General features: G+C 70.6%; 14 protein-coding genes and 1 tRNA gene. 11 read left to right on the plus strand and 4 right to left on the minus strand.

What is annotated here, in order from left to right; all coding sequences use genetic code 11:
- Window positions 1-97: 97 nt before the first annotated feature.
- The 9 genes from purS (at window position 98) to purM (ending at window position 10,493) form a co-directional block, all read left to right on the plus strand.
- Window positions 98-361 carry a phosphoribosylformylglycinamidine synthase subunit PurS gene (gene purS / locus QC282_RS25595; protein ID WP_279551917.1) on the plus strand — a complete coding sequence of 88 codons (264 nt, stop codon included), beginning with the start codon at window positions 98-100 and terminating at the stop codon, window positions 359-361.
- Window positions 358-1,062 (plus strand): phosphoribosylformylglycinamidine synthase subunit PurQ, encoded by a 705-nt coding sequence (gene purQ, locus QC282_RS25600; RefSeq protein ID WP_279551918.1) that lies wholly within the window; start codon window positions 358-360, stop codon window positions 1,060-1,062. Before purS ends, purQ begins: the two co-directional genes overlap by 4 nt.
- Window positions 1,059-3,371: a phosphoribosylformylglycinamidine synthase subunit PurL gene (purL, locus tag QC282_RS25605; protein WP_279551919.1), complete on the plus strand. Its 2,313-nt coding sequence runs from the start codon at window positions 1,059-1,061 to the stop codon at window positions 3,369-3,371. The genes purQ and purL overlap by 4 nt, the downstream gene beginning before the upstream one ends.
- Before the next feature lie 162 nt (window positions 3,372-3,533).
- Window positions 3,534-3,899, plus strand: a complete 366-nt coding sequence (locus tag QC282_RS25610) for a hypothetical protein (protein WP_279551920.1) — start codon at window positions 3,534-3,536, stop codon at window positions 3,897-3,899.
- Window positions 3,896-5,911, plus strand: a complete 2,016-nt coding sequence (locus QC282_RS25615; protein ID WP_279551921.1) for an esterase-like activity of phytase family protein — start codon at window positions 3,896-3,898, stop codon at window positions 5,909-5,911. Before QC282_RS25610 ends, QC282_RS25615 begins: the two co-directional genes overlap by 4 nt.
- Before the next feature lie 250 nt (window positions 5,912-6,161).
- The gene (locus QC282_RS25620) at window positions 6,162-6,959 is read left to right on the plus strand and encodes a maleylpyruvate isomerase family mycothiol-dependent enzyme (RefSeq protein WP_279551922.1); all 798 of its coding nucleotides are present in this window, start codon (window positions 6,162-6,164) and stop codon (window positions 6,957-6,959) included.
- Window positions 6,960-7,017: 58 nt separating this feature from the next.
- Window positions 7,018-7,788 (plus strand): META domain-containing protein, encoded by a 771-nt coding sequence (locus QC282_RS25625; RefSeq protein WP_279551923.1) that lies wholly within the window; start codon window positions 7,018-7,020, stop codon window positions 7,786-7,788.
- Window positions 7,789-7,850: 62 nt separating this feature from the next.
- Window positions 7,851-9,380 (plus strand): amidophosphoribosyltransferase, encoded by a 1,530-nt coding sequence (purF, locus tag QC282_RS25630; protein ID WP_279551924.1) that lies wholly within the window; start codon window positions 7,851-7,853, stop codon window positions 9,378-9,380.
- A gap of 45 nt (window positions 9,381-9,425) precedes the next feature.
- Window positions 9,426-10,493, plus strand: a complete 1,068-nt coding sequence (gene purM, locus QC282_RS25635; protein WP_279551925.1) for a phosphoribosylformylglycinamidine cyclo-ligase — start codon at window positions 9,426-9,428, stop codon at window positions 10,491-10,493.
- A gap of 93 nt (window positions 10,494-10,586) precedes the next feature.
- Here purM and QC282_RS25640 read toward each other — a convergent pair whose 3' ends face one another.
- Together QC282_RS25640 and QC282_RS25645 are read right to left on the minus strand one after the other, a co-directional pair.
- Complete coding sequence (locus QC282_RS25640; RefSeq protein WP_279551926.1) at window positions 10,587-10,838, minus strand: DUF3073 domain-containing protein; 252 nt, start codon at window positions 10,836-10,838, stop codon at window positions 10,587-10,589.
- A gap of 309 nt (window positions 10,839-11,147) precedes the next feature.
- A complete protein-coding gene (locus QC282_RS25645) occupies window positions 11,148-12,233 on the minus strand; it encodes a Glu/Leu/Phe/Val dehydrogenase dimerization domain-containing protein (RefSeq protein WP_279551927.1) in 1,086 nt (361 codons plus the stop codon).
- A 222-nt stretch (window positions 12,234-12,455) separates the two neighbouring features.
- Here QC282_RS25645 and QC282_RS25650 point away from each other — a divergent pair, with 222 nt between their 5' ends.
- A complete protein-coding gene (locus QC282_RS25650) occupies window positions 12,456-13,307 on the plus strand; it encodes a hypothetical protein (RefSeq protein ID WP_279551928.1) in 852 nt (283 codons plus the stop codon).
- 566 nt (window positions 13,308-13,873) lie between these two features.
- On the plus strand, window positions 13,874-14,080 hold the full coding sequence (bldC, locus tag QC282_RS25655) for a developmental transcriptional regulator BldC (protein ID WP_003949541.1): 207 nt from the start codon (window positions 13,874-13,876) through the stop codon (window positions 14,078-14,080).
- Window positions 14,081-14,541: 461 nt separating this feature from the next.
- On the opposite strand, the gene QC282_RS25660 is transcribed toward bldC, so the two are convergent.
- Together QC282_RS25660 and QC282_RS25665 are read right to left on the minus strand one after the other, a co-directional pair.
- Window positions 14,542-14,736: a DUF6274 family protein gene (locus QC282_RS25660; protein ID WP_279551929.1), complete on the minus strand. Its 195-nt coding sequence runs from the start codon at window positions 14,734-14,736 to the stop codon at window positions 14,542-14,544.
- Window positions 14,737-14,897: 161 nt separating this feature from the next.
- Window positions 14,898-14,972: transfer RNA gene (locus tag QC282_RS25665), tRNA-Asp, on the minus strand.
- Between the last annotated feature and the right edge of the window lie 45 nt (window positions 14,973-15,017).

Raw genomic sequence — 15,017 nt, forward strand, 5'->3', positions numbered from 1 at the left:
GACAGCGGTCACGTAGATTCCTACAACTCTACTCGCGTAGAAATTTTGTGCGGGTAGTCTGAAGGAACCTGCTCAGCACCACACACCGGGAGTGCCAGTGGCACGCGTCGTAGTCGACGTCATGCTCAAGCCGGAGATCCTCGACCCCCAGGGCCAGGCGGTGCAGCGCGCACTGCCGCGTCTGGGTTTCGAAGGGATCTCGGACGTCCGCCAGGGAAAGCGATTCGAACTGGAAGTTGACGGGCCGGTCGACGAGGCCGCGCTCGCCCGCATCCACGAGCTTGCGGAATCCTTCCTCGCCAACACCGTGATCGAGGACTTCACCGTCAAGGTGGAGGAAGTCGCGGAGGCCGCGAAGTGACCGCTCGTATTGGCGTCGTCACTTTCCCGGGCAGCCTCGACGACCGCGACACGCAGCGCGCGATCCGTCTCGCCGGTGCCGAACCCGTCGCTCTCTGGCACAAGGACAAGGACCTCAAGCAGGTCGACGCCGTGGTGCTGTGCGGTGGTTTCTCGTACGGCGACTATCTGCGCGCCGGTGCCATCGCCCGTTTCTCGCCGGTGATGGAGCCCCTCATCGAGCAGGCGAAGGCCGGTCTGCCGGTCCTCGGCATCTGCAACGGCTTCCAGATCCTCACCGAGGCGCACCTGCTGCCCGGCGCGATGCTCGGCAACGACCACCTCCACTTCATCTGCCGCGACCAGAAGCTGCGGGTGGAGAACGCGGACACCTTCTGGACCAGCGACTTCACCGCCGGCCAGGAGATCAGCATTCCGCTGAAGAACATGGACGGGCGGTACGTCGCCGACGAGTACACGCTGGACAAGCTGGAGGCCGAGGGCCGGGTCGCCTTCCGGTACCTGGCCCGCGGCGAAGCCGCGCACGGTTACGGCAACCCCAACGGCTCGCTCCGCGACATCGCCGGCATCAGCAACGAGGCGGGCAACGTCGTCGGTCTGATGCCGCACCCCGAGCACGCCGTGGAGCCGCTGATCGGTACCGGTCGTACCGACGGCCTCCCGTTCTTCACCTCGATCCTCAAGAAGCTGGTCAACGCATGAGCCGGACGCCCTCCCGTCTCCCACCGCCGCCCGACAACGAGGCCCTGCGGGCCGCTCCTTCCCGTCTGGACACGGTCGAGCACGCGGCCGCGACCCCCGACGTCGAGCTGCCCTGGGCCGAACTCGGCCTGAAGAAGGACGAGTACGAGCGGGTCGTGGAGATCCTCGGCCGCCGGCCCACCGGTGCCGAGCTCGCCATGTACTCGGTCATGTGGTCCGAGCACTGCTCGTACAAGTCCTCCAAGGTCCACCTCCGCCAGTTCGGCGAGAAGGCCCCCGAGAGCGACGCCCTGCTCGTCGGCATCGGCGAGAACGCCGGTGTGGTCGACGTCGGCCAGGGCTACGCGGTCACCTTCAAGGTCGAGTCGCACAACCACCCGTCGTACGTCGAGCCCTACCAGGGCGCCGCGACCGGCGTCGGCGGCATCGTCCGCGACATCATCGCGATGGGCGCCCGCCCGGTGGCCGTGGTCGACCCGCTGCGGTTCGGCGCGGCCGACCACCCCGACACCAAGCGCGTGCTGCCCGGCGTCGTCGCCGGCATCGGCGGCTACGGCAACTGCCTGGGCCTGCCGAACATCGGCGGCGAGGTCGTCTTCGACGCCTGCTACCAGGGCAACCCGCTGGTCAACGCGGGCTGCGTCGGTGTCATGCGGCACGAGGACATCCACCTGGCGAAGGCGTCGGGCGCGGGCAACAAGGTCATCCTGTACGGCGCCCGCACGGGCGGCGACGGCATCGGCGGCGCCTCGATCCTCGCCTCGGAGACCTTCGACGACGCCAAGCCCTCGAAGCGCCCCGCCGTGCAGGTGGGCGACCCCTTCCAGGAGAAGCTGCTCATCGAGTGCACCCTGGAGGCCTTCAGGGAGAAGCTGGTCGTCGGCATCCAGGACCTCGGCGCGGCCGGTCTGTCCTGCGCGACCAGCGAGCTCGCCTCCAACGGCTCCGGCGGCATGCGCGTCACCCTGGACGACGTACCGCTGCGCGACTCCACGCTCTCGCCGGAGGAGATCCTCATGAGCGAGTCGCAGGAGCGCATGTGCGCGGTCGTCGAGCCCGACAAGGTCGACCGCTTCCTGGAGATCTGCGACAAGTGGGACGTCATCGCCACCGTCATCGGTGAGGTCACCGACGGCGACCGGCTGGAGATCTTCTGGCACGGCGGCAAGATCGTGGACGTCGACCCGCGCACGGTCGCCCACGAGGGCCCGACCTACGAGCGCCCGTACGCCCGCCCGGACTGGCAGGACGCCCTCCAGGCCGACGACGCGAACAAGCTGCCGCGTCCGCAGACGTCCGAGGAGCTCAAGGACCAGGTCCTGAAGCTGGTCGCCTCCCCGAACCAGGCGTCCAAGAAGTGGATCACCTCGCAGTACGACCACTTCGTGCAGGGCAACACCGTCCTCGCCCAGCCCGAGGACTCCGGCATGATCCGCATCGACGAGGAGACCGGCCTCGGTGTCGCCCTCGCCACGGACGGCAACGGCCGCTACGCCAAGCTCGACCCGTACACGGGCGCGCAGCTGGCCCTCGCCGAGGCCTACCGGAACGTGGCGACGACCGGTGCCAGGCCGCTCGCCGTCTCCGACTGCCTGAACTTCGGCTCGCCCGAGGACCCGGCGGTCATGTGGCAGTTCGCGGAGGCCGTGCGCGGTCTCGCGGACGGCTGCCGGCAGCTGGGCACGCCGGTGACCGGCGGCAACGTCTCCCTCTACAACCAGACGGGCGAGGTCGCCATCCACCCGACGCCGGTCGTCGCCGTCCTCGGCGTGATCGACGACGTCGCGCGCCGCACGCCGGTCGCCTTCCGGGAGGAGGGCCAGCTGATCTACCTCCTCGGCGACACGCGTGAGGAGTTCGGCGGCTCGGCCTGGTCGCAGGTCGTGCACGACCACCTCGGCGGCCTGCCGCCCAAGGTCGACCTGGAGCGCGAGCGCCTGCTGGCCGAGATCCTGATCTCCGCCTCCCGCGACGGCATGATCGACTCCGCGCACGACCTGTCCGACGGCGGTCTGATCCAGGCCGTGGTCGAGTCGGCGCTGCTCGGCGGCAAGGGCGCGCGCCTGATCGTCCCCGACGGTCTGGACGCGTTCACGTTCCTGTTCTCCGAGTCGGCAGGCCGCGCGATCGTCGCGGTGCCGCGCTCGGAGGAGGTCCGCTTCAACGACATGTGCGGTGCGCGGGGCCTGCCCGTCACCCGCATCGGTGTCGTGGACGGTGACACGGTCGAGGTCCAGGGCGAGTTCACGCTGTCCCTGGCCGAGCTGCGCACGGCCCACGAGGAGACGATCCCGGCCCTGCTGGCGTAACGCCGACGGCCCTACGGGCCACCGCTTCGGGCACCCGCGAGGTGTCCGGGGCGGTGGCCCGTTCCCGTTCGTGCCCGACTTTTCTCAAGTGCCCGGACAAGCAAGCTCGTTGTGCCAACCTGAAAGCGTGCATGAGACGAAGGCGCTCGGGGTTGGGGACCGATGAGTGAGCGGTTGCGGATCAGGTTCGAGGGGGACGGGCCGGACCGGGAGGAAGAACTCCGGTCACTGCTCGGCTGGCTCGCGGACGACCGGTCGCTGCGCGGCCACGTCCGGCTGGAGCGGATCGCCGGCGACAGGCCGGGACGGATGAGCCCGGAGCTCGCGGCGGTCCTGGCGGTGATCTCCACCGCGACCGGGGTGCTGCAACTGCCCCTGGCGTACCTCGCCTGGCGGGAGAGCCGCCGGCACCGTACGCCCTCGGTCACCGTCCAGGTCGTCGGCGCGGACTCCGCCGAGGCCGAGGACCTGCTGCGCAGACTCCGCGGCGAGGACCCGGACGACGGCTCCGGAGACGCCGGGACGTGACCACCGCCGGCCGCACGGAGGACCTTCCCGCCCGTATCGACCCCCGCCGTTCCGCCTGCGTGCTGATCGGCGTGGACGACTACACCTCGCTGGACCCCCTGCGCAGCGTCCGCCACAACCTCGTCGAGCTGCGGGCCGCGCTCACCGACGAGGAGATCTGGGGAATCCCGGAGGACCGGATCGTCACGGTCTCCAACCCGGTCGCGCCGGCCGATCTGGTCGGCCCGATCCGCGAGGCCGGGCTCCTCGCCGACGACACGCTGATCGTCTACTACGCGGGCCACGGCCTGCTCGACCGCCACGAGGGGCAGCAGCTCCTGCTCACGCTGCCCGGGTCGGTGGAGGACCAGCCGGACACCTGCGTGCGCTCCCGCGACGTACGCCGGGCCATCCGCGACACGGGTGACGCGCGGCGCCGGGTCCTCATCCTCGACTGCTGCTTCAGCGGCCAGGCGCTCACCGAGATGGCCGGCGCCAACCGCGGGGAGCAGGGCGGCATGGTGGCGGTGAAGACGCTGCGCGAGGTCGAGGGCTCGTACGTCATGACCTCGGCGCCCAAGGACCGGCCTTCGCACGCCCCCGACTCCAGACGCTGCACGGTCTTCACCGGGGCACTGGTGGACGTCCTGCGCCGAGGGGTGCCGGACGGGCCCGGCATGCTGGGCCTGCACACGCTGTTCGAGGTGGTGAAGGCGCGGATCGCGGCCATGAAGCCCGAGATGCCGCAGGAGCCGCAGGACGAGGACCGTAACGGCGTCGGCGGACTGGACTTCGTCCGCAACGTGGCGGTGCTCCCGCCGCTGACCCCGCCCGCGCCCGCCGACGGCCGGCCGCCCCGAAGCCGGATCCGCACCGCCCTGTGGTCCCTGGCCGCCGTCGCGGCCGGCCTCGGTGTCGGCCTCGGCGCGCAGCCGGCCGCCGACTGGTGGCACACCGCCCACCCCGTGCCCGCGACCGGCGAGTGCGGGGGCCACCCCACCGACGCCCCGGCGCCCCGCGCCGTCCTCCTCGACCACTCCGACGCGTTGAACAAGAAGAACGTCGACTACGAGGAGGTCAAGGGCGTCTCCGCCCTCGCCCTCGTCTCCCAGGGCCCGGACGGCGTCGAGGCACTCGCGCTCACCGACAATTCCCCCGACCTGCTGTTCCCGCTCTCCCTCGGCACCCCCTCCGGCCTGGCCCCCGTCGCCGACACCGCGCACACGCTGCGCCGCGCGAACGGCGAGAAGTTCCCCGAGGGCGAGCTCGACGGTGAAGGGCTGGTCGTCGAGCGCGGCGGCCGGACGGCGCTGATCGCCTCCGAGGACGGTCCGGCCCTGCGCCGCTTCGACATCGCCAGCGGGAAGCAGATCGGCGCGGACTTCCCCATCCCGGACGACCTGCGGTACTGGCCCCGCGGCAGCGCGCAGACCGGCCGCAGCATCGAGGCCCTCGCCCTCTCACCGAACGGACGGCACCTCTACGCGGGCTGGGAGGCCCCACTGGCCAAGGACGGCGACTACCGCGGCCGGCCCGCCATCCGCATCCAGCGCTACACCGGCACGCCCGGCGGCACCTACACGCCGGACGAGCAGTACGCCTACCGCGCCGGTGACGGAATGAACCTGACGGAGCTGGTCGCCCTCGACGACAAGGGCGGACTCCTCGCGCTGGAGCGCGAGTACACCTCCGGGCTCGGCACCGCCGTCCGTGTCGTCCAGCTGTCCCTCGAAGGCGCCCGGGACGTGACCGGAGTCGACTCCCTGCACGGCCTTCCCGCGGACGGCTTCGTGCAGGACACCCCGGTCTTCGACCTGGCCGCCTGTCCGGCGGGCGGCCCGGGAGTGGTCGCCACCCCCGGCTCGAACCCCCGCAACCCGCTCCTGGACAACGCGGAGGGCATGGCCGTGGGCAAGGAGTGGACGACCGGCGAGTACCAGGGCTGGCGCCCGCTGTACCTGATCTCCGACGACAACGACAGCGTCGACCAGATCACCCGCCTGTACGCGCTGGCGGTCCGCCTGAAGCCCTGAGACCCGGCGTGCGGATCATGCCGGTGTCGGGGTGTCGGGGTGTCGGGGTGTCGGGGTGTCGGGGTGTCGGGGTGTCGGGGGTTGCGGTGCCCGGCGTTCCGGTGTCCGGTGTCCGGTGTCCGGTGTCCCGGCGTTCCGGTGCCCCGGCCTCCCGTGTCCGTCGGGTCCGGTGTGGGCCCCGCCGCAAGGGCGTTCCGGGCACGCCTGGAAGACGGTCGTGGCCACCGCCGTCCGGCCATAGGCTGCCGCCATGCCTCCGGCCAGAAAGCGCCCCCGCGCCTACGACCCCGCCAAGATCCGCGCCGCCGTCCTCGCCCAGTTCGGGCACCTGCGTGAGGCCGTACGCACCCTGAGCCCCGAGCAGCTCGCGCTCCCCACCCGGCTCGGGGAGTGGACCGTGCGGGAGCTGGCGGCGCACGTGACCATGGCCGTGGAGAGCGTCAGCCGCAACCTCGACCGTGACGAGCCCGCCCAGGCCGACCTGACCCTGCTGGACTGGCCCTTCGCCACCGCCGCCCGCGCCGCCGGCATCGCCGAGGGCACCCGCGAGCCGGCCGCCGCCCACCCCGACCTCGACGCTCTCTACGCCCGCACCGAGGAGCGCCTCACCGCACGGCTGGCCGACGCCCCCGGCACCCGTCTGCTCGCCGCCGGGACCGGTGCGATGACCCTCGCCGACTACCTGGTCACGCGCACCGTCGAGCTCGTCGTGCACACCGACGACCTCAACGCCGCCGTGCCCGGCCTCGACATCCCCCACGACCGCCAGGCCCTCGCCGCCTGCACCCGGCTGCTGGCCGACGCCCTCGCCGTGAAGGCGCCCGGGGGTTCCACGGAGGTGCGCATCCCGCCGTACGCCGTGGTGCAGTGCGTCGAAGGTCCCCGGCACACCCGCGGCACCCCGCCGAACGTCGTCGAGACCGACCCGCTGACCTGGGTCCGCCTCGCGACGGGGCGGCTGACGTGGGCCGACGCGGTGGCCGCCGCCGAGGTCGGCGCGAGCGGCGAGCGGTCCGACCTGTCGGGGCTGCTGCCGCTCATGGGCTGACGCGGTCGCGGGGGCGGGCCGGGGGGAACCGATCGTCCCGGGTGCCCGTCGAAGCGGCATGGACAGGCACCAGCAGCTCATGACCCTGACGGCCGCCGCCGTGCTCGTCCCGCTCGTGGCGGCCTGCGGCAACGAGAAGGCGGGCAGCGGATCGGTCGGGGCCGAGAAACCCCTGACCGGAGTGGTGTGGAGCGTCGACAGCGTCACCGTCGACGGCACCACGCACCGCGCCCCGGCCGACGCGCACGTCACCATCGGCGGCGACGGCCGGGCCGAGGGCAGCTACGGCTGCAACACCTTCAGCGCGAAGGCCGCCCTCGACGGCGACACGGTCCGCCTCAGCGACGCCACGGCCACCGAGATGGCCTGCGGGAAGAAGCCCATGGACTTCGAGCGCGCCCTGGCCCGCACTCTCACCGGCGCCGCGCTCAGCACCGACCTGAACAGCGACCGCCTCACCCTGACCGCCGGCGACGGCGACACCGTCCGCCTGAGCAAGTCGCAGGACGCGCCCCTGCACGGCACGAAGTGGACCGTCACCGGCCCCGGCACCGCCGGCGAGGCCCACCTGACCTTCGACACCAAGAAGGGCACCGTCTCCGGCCGGCTCGGCTGCAACCACGTCAATGCCAAGGCCACCGTCCGCGACGGCAGTATCACCGTCGGCGCCCCCACCACCACCCGAATGATGTGCGAAGACTCACTCATGGACACCGAGAGGGCCCTGCTGCGTGCCCTCAAGGGCCCGCTGACGTACGAGATCGATCACCGCACCATCACGCTGACCAGCGACAACGGCACCAGCGTGCGGGCCGTCGCCGCCCGGTGATCCACAACTGAGGGCCCATCCCGAATTCGGACCAGTGGTCGATCTCGCCTACACTCGAATACGTGCCACGTGGTGACGGACGACTCAACCACGACCTTCTCCCCGGCGAGAAAGGCCCCCAGGACGCTTGCGGCGTCTTCGGTGTCTGGGCCCCGGGCGAAGAGGTCGCCAAGCTCACGTACTTCGGGCTCTACGCCCTCCAGCATCGGGGCCAGGAGTCCGCGGGAATCGCGGTCAGCAACGGCTCCCAGATCCTCGTCTTCAAGGACATGGGCCTGGTCTCCCAGGTCTTCGACGAGACCTCCCTCGGATCGCTCCAGGGACACATCGCGGTCGGACACGCCCGCTACTCGACCACCGGCGCCTCCGTCTGGGAGAACGCCCAGCCGACGTTCCGCGCCACCGCGCAGGGCTCGATCGCGCTCGGTCACAACGGCAACCTGGTCAACACGGCGCAGCTCGCCGAGATGGTCGCCGACCTGCCCAAGGACCACTCCGGCCGGTCCACCCGGGTCGCGGCCACCAACGACACCGACCTCGTCACCGCGCTGCTCGCCGGCCAGGTCGACGCGGACGGCAAGCCGCTGACCATCGAGGAGGCGGCCGGCAAGGTGCTGCCCGAGGTGCGCGGCGCCTTCAGCCTCGTCTTCATGGACGAGCACACCCTCTACGCGGCCCGCGACCCGCAGGGCATCCGCCCGCTGGTCCTCGGCCGTCTGGAGCGCGGCTGGGTGGTCGCCTCCGAGTCCGCCGCCCTCGACATCTGCGGCGCCAGCTATGTGCGCGAGATCGAGCCGGGCGAGTTCGTCGCCATCGACGAGAACGGCCTGCGCACCTCCCGATTCGCGGAAGCAAAGCCCAAGGGCTGCGTCTTCGAGTACGTGTACCTGGCCCGCCCGGACACCGACATCGCCGGCCGGAACGTGTACCTGTCCCGCGTCGAGATGGGCCGCCGCCTCGCCAAGGAGGCGCCCGTCGAGGCCGACCTGGTCATACCGACCCCGGAGTCCGGCACCCCCGCCGCGATCGGTTACGCGGAGGCCTCCGGCATCCCGTTCGGCGCCGGCCTGGTCAAGAACGCGTACGTGGGCCGGACCTTCATCCAGCCTTCACAGACCATTCGCCAGCTCGGCATCCGCCTGAAGCTGAACCCGCTCAAGGAAGTCATCAAGGGCAAGCGCCTGGTCGTCGTCGACGACTCCATCGTGCGCGGCAACACCCAGCGGGCCCTGGTCCGCATGCTGCGCGAGGCGGGCGCCGCCGAGGTCCACATCCGGATCTCCTCGCCGCCCGTGAAGTGGCCCTGCTTCTTCGGCATCGACTTCGCCACCCGCGCCGAGCTCATCGCCAACGGCATGACCATCGAGGAGATCGGCACCTCGCTCGGCGCCGACTCCCTGGCGTACATCTCCATCGACGGCATGATCGAGGCGACCACCATCGCCAAGCCGAACCTGTGCCGCGCCTGCTTCGACGGCGAGTACCCGATGGAGCTGCCCGACCCCGAGCTGCTCGGCAAGCAGCTGCTGGAGACGGAGCTGGCCGCCGGCCCGGCCGCCACGGCCGCCGCCGACGCGATCCGCCGCCCGTAGCCGGCCCGCACTACCTGCTGTACGACACGAAGGTTCTCATTAGCCATGTCTGAGACAACTGGTGCCAGCTACGCAGCCGCGGGCGTCGACATCGAGGCGGGCGACCGCGCCGTCGAGCTCATGAAGGAGTGGGTGAAGAAGACGCAGCGCCCTGAGGTCCTCGGCGGCCTCGGCGGTTTCGCCGGCCTCTTCGACGCCTCCGCGCTGAAGAACTACGAGCGCCCGCTGCTCGCCTCCGCCACCGACGGCGTCGGCACCAAGGTGGACGTCGCCCGCCGGATGGGCGTCTACGACACCATCGGCCACGACCTGGTCGCCATGGTCATGGACGACATCGTGGTGTGCGGCGCCGAGCCGCTGTTCATGACCGACTACATCTGTGTCGGCAAGGTGCACCCCGAGCGTGTCGCCGCCATCGTCAAGGGCATCGCCGAGGGCTGCGTGCTCGCCGGCTGCGCCCTGGTGGGCGGCGAGACGGCCGAGCACCCCGGCCTGCTGGGTCCGGACGACTTCGACGTCGCCGGCGCCGGTACGGGCGTCGTGGAGGCCGACCGGCTGCTCGGCGCGGATCGTATCCGTACGGGTGACGCGGTGATCGCCATGGCGTCCTCCGGCCTTCACTCCAACGGGTACTCGCTGGTCCGGCACGTCCTGCTGGACCAGGGCGGCATGGCCCTCGACACCCACGTGGACGAGCTCGGCCGCACCCTCGGCGAGGAACTGCTGGAGCCGACGAAGATCTACTCCCTGGACTGCCTGGCCCTGATGCGCACGACCGACGTGCACGCCTTCAGCCACATCACCGGCGGCGGCCTCGCGGCCAACCTGGCCCGCGTGATCCCGGACGGCCTGCACGCGATCGTGGACCGCTCCACCTGGGCCCCGGCGCCGGTCTTCGACCTCGTCGGCCGCACCGGCTCGGTCGAGCGCCTGGAGCTGGAGAAGACGCTGAACATGGGCGTCGGCATGATCGCGATCGTGCCCGAGGAGTCCACGGACGTCGCGCTGGCGACGCTGGCCGACCGCGGCGTGGACGCCTGGGTGGCCGGCGAGATCACCGACCGCGGCGACCACGAGACGGGCGCGGCGATGATCGGCGACTACGCGAGCTGAGCGGTGAGGCTGCCCCCACACGGAGAGCGTGCGGGCAGCACAGAACCCGGTCGGTGACCGAAGTCACCGACCGGGTGCATGCTCAGTGCAAGGTCAAGCGCCGCGACGCTGCTGCGGGGACTGGCCGTCCTCGTCCTCGTCGTCGTCCTCGTAGAGGTCGGCGTACTTTGCGTACAGGTCGTCGTCTTGCTCATCGTCCTCGAACCGTTCGCCGCCGTTCGGCGACGCGTTCGCAGTCGATGCGCCCAGCTCCTCGGCCAGGCGTGCGAGATCTGTCCCACCGCTGTTGTACTTCAGCTGGCGGGCGACCTTCGTCTGCTTGGCCTTGGCCCGGCCGCGCCCCATGGCTCGACCCCCTCAACGACGGGGCTCGACGGCCCCAGAGTCTTGACACGCGTTCATGATCCGGAACGGACTCTCCGTGGAGAGGCCGGTCCGTAGGGCTTCCACGGTACCTGAGCCCGCGCCCATACGGTACGTCGCCCGCAGGACGTGGCCGCGCCCAGGACCTTCGAGGCGCCCTGTCCTCGCTGGTCAACCGCGATTTTAACCACTTATCGGCGGTCGACCCGCCGGGAGAAGTGAGAGTTCTCTCCAACTGCCCTCCGGCGGGTACCGGTCACACCCCGCGAGCCCCCGGAACGAGGGGCGCGATCACCGTGCCGCGCGGGCCTCCGCCATGCGCTGCTCGGCGATCCGGTCGGCCGCGGCGGCCGGCGGAATCCCGTCCGTCTTCGCACGTGCGAATATGGCGAGCGTGGTGTCGTAGATCTTCGCGGCCTTGGCCTTGCACCGCTCGAAGTCGAAGCCGTGCAGCTCGTCGGCGACCTGGATGACGCCGCCGGCGTTCACCACGTAGTCCGGCGCGTAGAGGATCCCGCGGTCGGCGAGGTCCTTCTCGACGCCGGGGTGGGCGAGCTGGTTGTTGGCGGCGCCGCACACCACCTTGGCGGTCAGCACCGGCACGGTGTCGTCGTTGAGCGCGCCGCCCAGCGCGCAGGGGGCGTAGAGGTCCAGGCCCTCGACGCGGATCAGCGCGTCGGTGTCGGCGACGAAGCGCACCTCGGGGTGACGCTCGGTGATGCGCCGCACGGCGTCCTCCCGGACGTCCGTGATCACGACCCGGGCGCCCTCGTCCAGCAGGTGCTCGACCAGGTGGTGACCGACCTTGCCGACGCCCGCGATGCCGACCGTGCGGTCGCGCAGGGCCGGGTCGCCCCACAGGTGCTGGGCACTGGCCCGCATGCCCTGGTAGACGCCGAACGCGGTGAGCACGGAGGAGTCGCCGGCGCCGCCGTTCTCGGGGGAGCGTCCGGTGGTCCAGCGGCACTCGCGGGCCACGACGTCCATGTCGGCGACGTACGTGCCGACGTCGCAGGCGGTGACGTAGCGGCCACCGAGGGAGGCGACGCAGCGGCCGTACGCGAGGAGCAGTTCCTCGGTCTTGTCCCGCTCGGGATCGCCGATGATCACGGCCTTGCCGCCGCCGTGGTCGAGACCGGCCATGGCGTTCTTGTACGACATGCCGCGCGCGAGGTTCAGGGCGTCGGCGACGGCCTCCTCCTCGCTCGCGTACGGGTAGAAGCGCGTACCGCCGAGCGCGGGGCCAAGGGCGGTGGAGTGAAGGGCGATGACGGCCTTGAGGCCACTGGCGCGGTCCTGGCAGAGCACGACTTGCTCATGACCCCCCTGGTCCGAGTGGAACAGGGTGTGCAGGACGCCGTCGGTTACATCGGTCACTGTGGTGACTCCTGAGTAAGTAGCGGCGAGTCGGGGAGAGCTCCCGTACGGGTGGCGGGCGCTGTGAGCACGAGATTAGAGCCTGCCGTGCCCCTCGGTCCCCCCGTGCTCAGGATCACCTCCTCGCGGAGTACTGCCGTGCGACGATTTGCATAGATTTCCTGCGGGATCGTGAGGGGATTCCGCAGTTTTCCCCGACGACGGGCGGGGGAGGGAGCAGGCGTGCCCAAGGTGTCCTCGGTGATCGTCCCGTACGCGGCGTACCTCCGCGTGTACGAACCCCTGGCCGCCTTCCCGGAGCCGGAGCGCAGCCACTGGGCGCGCTACGCGCACCGTCCCGACCGCCCGTCGTACCAGGACGAACTGCGCCGCTCCCTGGCCGACTTGGTGCCCACGCCGCCGGTGCCAGTGCCGGTGCACGAGAGCGGCGACGCGTTCGTCATCCAGGTCGACGGGGTGGTCTGCGTCTGCCCCTGGCGCACCCGGCTGCGCGGCTGGCAGGCGCTGTCGGAGGTCGCCGAGGAGCTTCCGCCGCCGGTCCTGGACGCGGTGCTGCCGCCGGTCCTGCGCCGCCAGACCGCCCAGGACTACGAGCGCTGGCTGGCACGCAACCCCGACGCGCGCCCCTGGATCCGCACGGCGACCTGGCAGGTGCCGATCAACTGGTTCGTGCTGGTCGCGGACGACGAGCGCGAGTACGACAAGGGCTCGGGCGCGTCCGGTGGGAGCGCGCCCGTGCTGCGCTACCGCACGCCCATGGTGGAGGCCAGGCGCCGGGTCGCGCGCGGGCTGCGCGCCCTGAAGGACGCGATCGACGAGGGGCCGCTCATCGACGGCCTCGTGGACGTCGGGCGCTGGCTGGAGGAGTTCCACCCGCGGTCCTTCGTGGAGCTGGACTACGGGGGGCTGGTGCACGCCCTGCCGGCGGGTGAGCTGGAGGACGACCACTCGGCGGCCGATGTGGCCGAGGGCATGGAGGCCCTGCGGCGCGGCGACGGGGAAGCGGCGGGCGAGGCCTACGGGCGGCTCGTGGAGCGGTGGCGGTCCGTGCGGGACCTGAGGTCCGCGAACTGACGTTTGACGGGACGCCCGTATTGGGGTTTTGTCTTCGCACTGAGGTGCGCATCCAGGCTGCGCCGAGGTGCTCCCTGAAGGTCCGTCAGTGCGGGCTTCACGAGGGACGTAGGTCCCGATCCGGGCGTATCCGTCAACCGTGTCAAGCGTGACGGACCGCACGTACGTGGCCCTTGCGTCCCTTACCCACCCTCATGCCAAAATAGGACAAGGAGTCCGGGGAGGACTCTGTTCGCCCAACTCTGCTGTGGAGTGGGGGGAATCTCAGCATTGCACGCCTTTGGGGGGTCTGGTGCCTCCTGATCGTCCTGTGACTGATCGTCACAGTGGCGTGACTGTCCGCTATGGCATGGTCCATCGGCTTCCGTCGCTGATGAACACCTGGAGGGGCAATTCCATCGGTTTGGCCGACGCGGCTGGACAGATGGTGTAGTTGTAGTGCCGAGGACAAGCCGTTCGTCCTATAACCGACTCGACTCGCGTCCGCCATTTCGGGCAACGCGGGTCAAGGTGCAGAATTTAGAGGAAAGAACCGAGAAGGTTCGGTTCTCCCGAGGAGGCCGCTCATGACCGCTCGCACCCCTGATGCCGAGCCGCTGCTGACCCCGGCTGAGGTCGCCACCATGTTCCGCGTCGATCCGAAGACGGTCACACGCTGGGCGAAGGCCGGCAAGCTCACGTCGATCCGCACGCTCGGCGGGCACCGCCGTTACCGCGAGGCCGAGGTCCGCGCTCTGCTCGCGGGTATCCCGCAGCAGCGCAGCGAGGCCTGAACAACTGCATAACCGGGTAAAACGGCACGTCCCCCAATGTGTCGCAGGGCCCGGGAACACCGCTCCACATGATGCGGGGACTGCCCCAACAGGCCCCATGTCCAAGCAGCCCACAGCTCTCCGGGCAAGCATCAGGGGCGCGTCGTCTATCGCGCTGGACTCCGCCGGGTCCAGCGCGGTTTTTTTTGTGCCTCCGGGCCGCGCCGACGGCCGGTCTGTGAGCGGGCTTGTCGGGGTCTGGGGAGAGCTGTCGGATCCCCTGTGCGCGGCCCCTGGAGGGGAGTGCAATTGTACATATTAAATTGACCCGTTGTAGGTGAGGGGTAAATTCCGGACCTCAAAAAAATCATGCAGTGACACCAGTCACATGCCGGGGCCCTTGATGCTCATGGCTCAGGTGCGTTAGTGGAGCCTCGCGTTCCACCAGCCAACGGCGGTACGGGTGTTGAGGCCGGCGACGGTCACGCGGGCGACGGTCTCTCGCCCTCCGCCACGGGCCGCTGCGCGGCCTGAACGGCCGACGGGGCGGAATCCATCGCCAGTCTCAGCAGGCGGTGGCAGATGGGGCAGTGGCGGGTCACGTGGCGGTAGGAGGAAGCGGCCGACAAATGCGCGCGGAGCAGGGCTCGCGTCTCGTGCCTGGCCGATGCCGCCATACGCCACCTCCGGGGGGCCACGGAAGGGCCCTGTCTCCTGGGGTACCCAGCCGTCGACAGGCCGTCAAGACGGCGCGAGGGCACAGCGGAGAGGATGGCCGGGAACGACCCAGCGGAAACGAAGAAGGGCCCGGGTCGACGACCCGGGCCCTTCTCTCTTGCGGTCCTGACGGGATTTGAACCCGCGGCCTCCACCTTGACAGGGTGGCGAGCACTCCAAACTGCTCCACAGGACCAGGTTTCCCAGCGCCATTCCTGCGTTGCGCTGCGAGAAGGACTGT

The sequence above is a fragment of the Streptomyces sp. DH24 genome, assembly GCF_029813775.1.
In the GTDB taxonomy this organism is placed as follows: domain Bacteria; phylum Actinomycetota; class Actinomycetes; order Streptomycetales; family Streptomycetaceae; genus Streptomyces.

Bases quoted from the DNA above. Each gene is read 5' to 3' on its own strand.
- purL (WP_279551919.1), top strand. From the start codon at position 1,059: ATGAGCCGGACGCCCTCCCGTCTCCCACCGCCGCCCGACAACGAGGCC.
- QC282_RS25610 (WP_279551920.1), top strand. From the start codon at position 3,534: ATGAGTGAGCGGTTGCGGATCAGGTTCGAGGGGGACGGGCCGGACCGG.
- QC282_RS25620 (WP_279551922.1), top strand. From the start codon at position 6,162: ATGCCTCCGGCCAGAAAGCGCCCCCGCGCCTACGACCCCGCCAAGATC.
- QC282_RS25625 (WP_279551923.1), top strand. From the start codon at position 7,018: ATGGACAGGCACCAGCAGCTCATGACCCTGACGGCCGCCGCCGTGCTC.
- purM (WP_279551925.1), top strand. From the start codon at position 9,426: ATGTCTGAGACAACTGGTGCCAGCTACGCAGCCGCGGGCGTCGACATC.
- QC282_RS25640 (WP_279551926.1), bottom strand. From the start codon at position 10,838: ATGGGGCGCGGCCGGGCCAAGGCCAAGCAGACGAAGGTCGCCCGCCAG.
- bldC (WP_003949541.1), top strand. From the start codon at position 13,874: ATGACCGCTCGCACCCCTGATGCCGAGCCGCTGCTGACCCCGGCTGAG.
- QC282_RS25660 (WP_279551929.1), bottom strand. From the start codon at position 14,736: ATGGCGGCATCGGCCAGGCACGAGACGCGAGCCCTGCTCCGCGCGCAT.